Genomic DNA, 6,534 nt, shown 5'->3' on the forward strand with positions numbered 1-6,534 from the left:
AGCCTGCGCCACGTCGAATCAGGTTCCGATAGTCTTGACGATGGCTGGCTGTGGTCCCCGTATGCCACAAGCTATGAAGCCGAAGAGAAAGAGGAGACACCCGTGTCAGATGCCCAGCAGATCACCATTGTCGTCGACGGCGAGGAGCGTACCGTCGAGGCGGGCACCACGGGAGCCGAGCTCTTCGAGGGAAGGCGCGAGATCGTCGTCGTCCGCGTTGATGGCGTGCTGAAAGACCTCGACCAGCCGATCCCGGGCGCGGCTGTCGTGGAGGGCGTGGACATCTCGTCGGAGGACGGGCTCAACGTCCTGCGGCACTCGACCGCCCACGTCATGGCCCAGGCTGTCCAGCAGCTTCGCCCTGACGCGAAGCTCGGCATCGGTCCCTACATCAAGGACGGCTTCTACTTCGACTTCGACGTCGAGGAGCCCTTCACTCCCGAGGATCTCCGGACCCTCGAGAAGATGATGCTGAAGATCGTCAACCAGAACCAGCTGTTCCGTCGCCGCGTCGTCAGCGAGGTCGAGGCCGGAGCGGCCATGGCCAACGAGCCCTACAAGCTGATCATCCTCGGCGCGAAGGACAACCAGTCTGAGGGTGCCGCCAAGGAAGGCGCGAACGTCGAGGTCGGCGTCGGCGAGATCACGATCTACGACAACATCGACCGCAAGAGCGGCGACGTCGTGTGGTGCGATCTGTGCCGCGGGCCCCACCTGCCGAACACGAAGCTCATCTCGAACGCGTTCGCCCTCACCCGCTCCGCAGCGGCCTACTGGCTCGGCAGTGAGAAGAACAAGCAGCTCCAGAGGATCTACGGCACCGCGTGGCCCACGAAGGAAGCTCTCAAGGAGTACCAGGACCGCATCGCCGAGGCGGAGCGCCGCGACCACCGCAAGCTCGGCGCCGAGCTCGACCTGTTCTCGTTCCCGGACGAGCTGGGCTCCGGCCTCCCGGTCTTCCACCCCAAGGGCGGCATCATCAAGCGGGAGATGGAGGACTACGTCCGCCGCCGGCACATCGAGGAGGGCTTCCAGTACGTCGGGACGCCGCATATCTCGAAGGATGGGCTGTTCCACACCTCGGGCCACCTCCCGTACTACGCGGACACGATGTTCCCGCCGTTGCACGTGGACGAGGAGCGCGACGAGGAGGGGAACATCACGAAGCCCGGGCAGGACTATCGCCTCAAGGCGATGAACTGCCCCATGCACAACCTCATCTACCGCTCGCGCGGCCGGTCGTACCGTGAGCTGCCCATGCGGCTCTTCGAGTTCGGGCACGTGTACCGCTACGAGAAGTCCGGCGTGGTCCATGGCCTGACGCGCGTCCGCGGCTTCGCGCAGGACGATTCGCACTCGTACGTGACGAAGGAGCAGGCCCCGGACGAGGTCAAGCACCTCCTGAACTTCATCCTCTCGCTTCTGCGGGATTTCGGTCTCAACGACTTCTACCTTGAGCTGTCCACGCGCGACCCGGAGTCGGACAAGTTCATCGGCACCGACGAGCAGTGGGAAGAGGCCACGGCTGTCCTTGAGCGGGTGGCCCGCGAGACCGGTCTGGAGCTGGTGCCGGATCCGGGCGGGGCGGCCTACTACGGTCCCAAGATCTCGGTGCAGGCCCGCGACGCGATCGGCCGCACCTGGCAGATGTCCACCGTCCAGTACGACTTCAACCAGCCGGCCCGCTTCGGCCTCGAATACCAGGCCGCGGACGGTACCCGGCAGGAGCCAGTCATGATCCACGCCGCCAAGTTCGGCTCGATCGAGCGCTTCCTCGGCGTGCTCACGGAGCATTACGCAGGCGCCTTCCCCGCGTGGCTGGCCCCCGTGCAGGTGGTCGCGATCCCGGTCGCCGAGGCGTTCAACGACTACCTGTACGACGTCGTAGATCGCCTCAAGAAGGAAGGGATCCGCGCCGAGGTGGACGCCTCGAGCGACCGCTTCCCGAAGAAGATCCGCACGGCAAGCAAGGACAAGGTCCCCTTCGTCCTGATCGCGGGTGGCGAGGACGCAGAGGCCGGGGCAGTGTCGTTCCGATTCCGCGACGGGAGCCAGGACAACGGCGTGCCCGTGGACGAGGCCGTGAAGCGCATCGTCGAGGCTGTGCGGACGAGGGCGCTCTGACGTGGCGGACTCCACGGGCGATGAGCGGGCGCAACCGGCCACCGGCGCCGACGCAGGGGACAATGTCGAAGCGTCGGACCATGATGTGACGGATTCGTTCGAGCTGCCCGGGACCCCGGACGCCTTCGGACGCCTCTGGACTCCCCATCGTATGGCGTACATCAAGGGCGGTCAGGGCCAGTACACGGATGAGACCTGCCCGTTCTGCGCCGCCCCAGGTCGCAGTGACGAGGAGTCCCTCATCGTGCACCGGGGGAGGACCTGCTTCGCGATCCTCAACCTTTACCCCTACAACCCGGGGCACCTTCTCATCTGCCCGTACCGTCACGTCGCGGACTACACGGACATCTCTTCTGAGGAGACCACGGAGATGGCCACGATGACGCAGACCGCCATGCGGGTCATCCGGCAGGTGTCACGTCCTCAGGGATTCAACCTCGGGATCAATCAGGGCAACGCCGGCGGCGCCGGGATTGCTGCCCACCTGCACCAGCACATCGTGCCCCGCTGGGGAGGCGACGGGAACTTCATGCCCATCATCGCCCAGACGAAGCAGATCACGCAGACCCTCGACGAGACCCGCGGCCTCCTCGCCGAGGCGTGGCCGGCGGGCGACGGCGATCAGACGGACCTCGGCGATCAGACGGGCGAGGACGATCAGGAGCTTGTGCGCGACGGCAGAAAGGCCGCGCGTGCTGAATAGACACGCAAGGGAGCTGTTCACCCGGCTCTTCTCGCCTTTGGCCCGCGTGCTCCTCCGGCTCGGTGTGTCCCCGGACGCCGTCACGCTCCTCGGCACAGCCGGGGTCAGCGCGTCAGCGCTCATCCTCTTCCCGCTCGGCCAGCTCTTCTGGGGCGTCGTGGCGATCACGCTCTTCGTGTTCTCCGACGTTATGGATGGCATCATGGCGCGCCTGACCGACCGCAAGGGGCGCTGGGGCGGCTTCCTGGACTCGACCCTCGACCGGGTGCAGGACGACGCGATCTTCCTCGGGCTTGCCCTCTGGTTCTACGGTGGCGGGCACGATGGAGCGATCGGCGCCCTCGCCGTCGTCTGCATCCTGCTCGGCAACCTCGTCTCGTACGCGCGTGCGAAGGCGGAATCCCTCGGCTACCACGCGAATATCGGGATCGCCGAGCGTGCGGAGCGCCTGGTCTCAGTTCTTGTGGTCGCGGGACTCTGCGGCCTCGGGCTGCCGACGCCGTTCCTGTTCTGGACGCTCGTGGTGCTGGCCGCCGCCAGCGTCGTGACGGTGGTGCAGCGCGTCCTGGCGGTCCGGACCCAGGCCAGAGCGGAGACGGGTACGGCCTGATTCGCTGTGCACCTGCCCAGCGGGCGTGTGAGCGGTCTGTCGGGAGGTCCGTCACATCTCGCCTGCTGCGGCGATAGACTGGGGTCCTCCCCAAGATTTTCAGCACTCTTTGAGTAGCCAAGAGAAAGACGAGTACGTGTCTACTGAAGCAAACTCCTCGGCTCCGACCACTGGCAGTGACCGCGTCAAGCGCGGGATGGCGGAGATGCTCAAGGGCGGCGTCATCATGGACGTCGTCAACGTCGAGCAGGCGAAGATCGCCGAGGACGCCGGCGCCGTGGCCGTGATGGCCCTCGAGCGCGTCCCCGCGGACATCCGCGCCCAGGGCGGGGTCTCCCGCATGTCGGACCCTGACATGATCGAGGCGATCATCAGCGCGGTCTCGATCCCTGTCATGGCCAAGGCCCGCATCGGGCACTTCGTCGAGGCCCAGGTCCTGCAGTCCCTCGGCGTTGACTACATCGACGAGTCCGAAGTCCTGACCCCGGCCGACTACGAGAACCACATCGACAAGTGGCAGTTCACCGTCCCGTTCGTGTGCGGCGCCACGAATCTGGGCGAGGCGCTGCGCCGGATCAACGAGGGCGCGGCGATGATCCGCTCCAAGGGCGAGGCCGGCACCGGGGACGTCTCCAACGCCACCACCCATATGCGCAAGATCCGCGCCGAGATCCGCCGCCTGACCACGATGGCCGAGGACGAGCTCTACGTCGCGGCCAAGGAGCTCCAGGCCCCGTTCGCGCTCGTGAAGGAGATCGCCGAGACCGGCAAGCTCCCGGTCGTGCTGTTCACCGCCGGCGGGATCGCGACCCCGGCGGACGCGGCGATGATGATGCAGCTCGGCGCCGACGGCGTCTTCGTCGGGTCCGGGATCTTCAAGTCCGGCAACCCGGCCCAGCGCGCGGCCGCCGTCGTGAAGGCCACCACGTTCTTCGACGACCCGGACATGATCGCCAAGGTCTCCCGCGGCCTCGGCGAGGCCATGGTCGGCATCAACGTCGATGACATCCCCCAGCCCCACCGCCTCGCAGAGCGCGGCTGGTAAGTAGAGCCCCAACGAAAAGGACGCCACGGACTTGCTGTCCGCGGCGTCCTTTTCGTTGCCAGAGATCCTGATGCTCTTCGGTATGGCGAGCCCTGGCGCCAGCTTGTCGGCGACAAGCTGGTGCTATCGCTGACCCAGGAGATCCAGGAGCCGCGCGAGCAACTCGCCGCCAAGGACCGGATCATGTGCGAGCACGGCCTGACCAAGGACAACTTCATCCCGGTCGTCGGCCGCGCCGTCTGAACCGAGGAGCGAACCCAGTCATGTCCACCATCACCGAAGAACAGAAGGTCGCCGCGGTCCACCGCTTGGGCGTGATGTCCAAGCGGCATCCCGAGCCGAAGCGCCGCGTCACGGACGCCCGGCTCGAGCTCGCCGCGGCCGTCCTCGCCATGGACGACGTCGAGGAGCGCATCCAGGCGGGGGAGAGGGTCCACTCAGCTCGTTCTGTGCTTGGTCAAGGAGATCCGGGACTCAAGCAAGCTCGCCGCCAAGGACCGGATCATGCGCGAACCTCGGACTCACGAAGGACGACTTCGTGCCCGCTGCAGACGCACGGCACGATGTTCATATTGCTTCCGGGATGCCGAATCGCCTCGCAACGAGAACGCGAACGGCCCAGAGCAAAGGCTGATCTTCCAGCTCAACGCCCTTGTCTCCGTAAATTACGCCCCTTTCGCTGCCCACCGCGTCGATGTCGAAAAGCCGGGTTATCTCGGCCACGCGAAACTGGTATTCGATGGAGGTCATCTGGCGAGAAGCACGGACCGGAATTGTGCTGAGTTTGCGCTCGACCTCAGCCCGGATGGATTCAGTCATTGGGCACGCATCGCATTGGGTCCGCACCAGTCGCTCACCGTCAGGATGTTCCCACCGCTTTCCACCCTCCAGTTCACTGTCCTGGTTCCGTAGTTGAAGGCGTGGTTATGGCCGCCGCCGTCCGAGTAGCGGTGAGCAGTGCCGGAGTAGAACGTGGCCGGTGCGCTGTACTCAGTCGTCAGGGATACCCACACGACCTGACCCGAGGGGCAGCTGAGCGATCCGCTGACGCTCGTCGTTGCTGCCTGCGCGGGCACCGCAGATGTCGCCACCCATGCCAGTGCCGCACTAAAGCAGATTGCGCCGACTTTTCGAGTTTTCATCGCTTCCCCCTTGGATTTTTCTCACTTTTTGGATTTCCCCATTCTGCCGGAGTTGGTGATGGGATCCTGCTATCGGAAAGGATGGGTCGTCAAGGCGAGGCGCTGTGCTCCGCTCTCAACCGGCCAATCAGGCCATCTGTAGACCTCAGAGAACCGACACGCGCCGACCAGCTCGACCACTGAGGCCGATTTGGGCCGAGTACTTACTCCGTGGCACTGGAAATCCTCACGGCAGGGTCCGAGCACTTAATGTGCGGCGCTCGGGCGAGCCTCAGCGCGGATATCTCTGACTGCTTTCAGGGTGCGGACACGGAATTTCATCCGTGATGCCACGGAGAAGCACAGAAGAACCGTCGGCCGCCGCGAAGCCAGACGAGAATGGCTGGTCGCCTCAAACTGTTGACGCCGGTCGAAACAAAACCTTACTGTGCCCCGCGAAACCCTGAGAGGGGAACCGCCGCCGGATACGATCGCCTCCAAAATTCTTCGGGAGCGCTACGCAGGCCTGCTTGTGCATCTTGAACCCTGGCGCGGCGATCAAGTCCATGGGCCGGTCCAGGCGGAGCCGTGCCGAAGGTCGTGCAACTAGGTGTTCTGTCTGAGCGGCTAGCGTTCCGGAAGCAAGCGCCCCAGCGACCACCCGAGCCTGACGGCTCGGACTCCCCAGCTCCGATGCCTGTTTGCGGCTTCCAGGTCCCAGCGCTGGCCGCACGAGCCGGCCCGGCGGAAGACTCCTCTCCTCGCCCAGTAGGGGGGCGCTGCCGGGCTGCCAAATGGGCACGGCGGCTGTAGATGGCCACCGGTTTCTGCTGCCCTGCCCGTTGGCACGCAGCAACCGGAGCCGAAGCACGTGACCAGAGCCCCCCGATACCCACTCTGGACACCGGCGGCCTCAACGTCCACGAGATCC

At 65.5% G+C, this 6,534-nt stretch carries 7 protein-coding genes; 5 read left to right on the plus strand and 2 right to left on the minus strand.

Annotated elements, in window-relative coordinates:
- Nucleotides 1-102: 102 nt before the first annotated feature.
- The 5 genes from thrS to ACTHL9_RS00820 all read left to right on the plus strand — a co-directional run bounded on the left by thrS (nucleotide 103) and on the right by ACTHL9_RS00820 (nucleotide 4,725).
- Nucleotides 103-2,124 (plus strand): threonine--tRNA ligase, encoded by a 2,022-nt coding sequence (gene thrS / locus ACTHL9_RS00800; protein ID WP_440516724.1) that lies wholly within the window; start codon nucleotides 103-105, stop codon nucleotides 2,122-2,124.
- Between the two features lie 85 nt (nucleotides 2,125-2,209).
- Entirely contained in the window at nucleotides 2,210-2,827 is a 618-nt protein-coding gene (locus ACTHL9_RS00805; RefSeq protein WP_440516730.1) for an HIT family protein, read from the plus strand.
- Complete coding sequence (gene pgsA / locus ACTHL9_RS00810) at nucleotides 2,817-3,437, plus strand: phosphatidylinositol phosphate synthase (protein ID WP_440516725.1); 621 nt, start codon at nucleotides 2,817-2,819, stop codon at nucleotides 3,435-3,437. The genes ACTHL9_RS00805 and pgsA overlap by 11 nt, the downstream gene beginning before the upstream one ends.
- 136 nt (nucleotides 3,438-3,573) lie before the next feature.
- Nucleotides 3,574-4,482 (plus strand): pyridoxal 5'-phosphate synthase lyase subunit PdxS, encoded by a 909-nt coding sequence (gene pdxS / locus ACTHL9_RS00815; RefSeq protein WP_440516726.1) that lies wholly within the window; start codon nucleotides 3,574-3,576, stop codon nucleotides 4,480-4,482.
- A 120-nt stretch (nucleotides 4,483-4,602) separates the two neighbouring features.
- Nucleotides 4,603-4,725 (plus strand): hypothetical protein, encoded by a 123-nt coding sequence (locus tag ACTHL9_RS00820; RefSeq protein WP_440516727.1) that lies wholly within the window; start codon nucleotides 4,603-4,605, stop codon nucleotides 4,723-4,725.
- A 324-nt stretch (nucleotides 4,726-5,049) separates the two neighbouring features.
- Here ACTHL9_RS00820 and ACTHL9_RS00825 read toward each other — a convergent pair whose 3' ends face one another.
- Together ACTHL9_RS00825 and ACTHL9_RS00830 are read right to left on the minus strand one after the other, a co-directional pair.
- Complete coding sequence (locus tag ACTHL9_RS00825; RefSeq protein ID WP_440516728.1) at nucleotides 5,050-5,301, minus strand: hypothetical protein; 252 nt, start codon at nucleotides 5,299-5,301, stop codon at nucleotides 5,050-5,052.
- The gene (locus ACTHL9_RS00830) at nucleotides 5,298-5,573 is read right to left on the minus strand and encodes a hypothetical protein (protein WP_440516729.1); all 276 of its coding nucleotides are present in this window, start codon (nucleotides 5,571-5,573) and stop codon (nucleotides 5,298-5,300) included. The genes ACTHL9_RS00825 and ACTHL9_RS00830 overlap by 4 nt, the downstream gene beginning before the upstream one ends.
- Nucleotides 5,574-6,534: the final 961 nt, after the last annotated feature.

The sequence above is a fragment of the Sinomonas sp. genome (genome assembly GCF_051955515.1).
In the GTDB taxonomy this organism is placed as follows: domain Bacteria; phylum Actinomycetota; class Actinomycetes; order Actinomycetales; family Micrococcaceae; genus Sinomonas.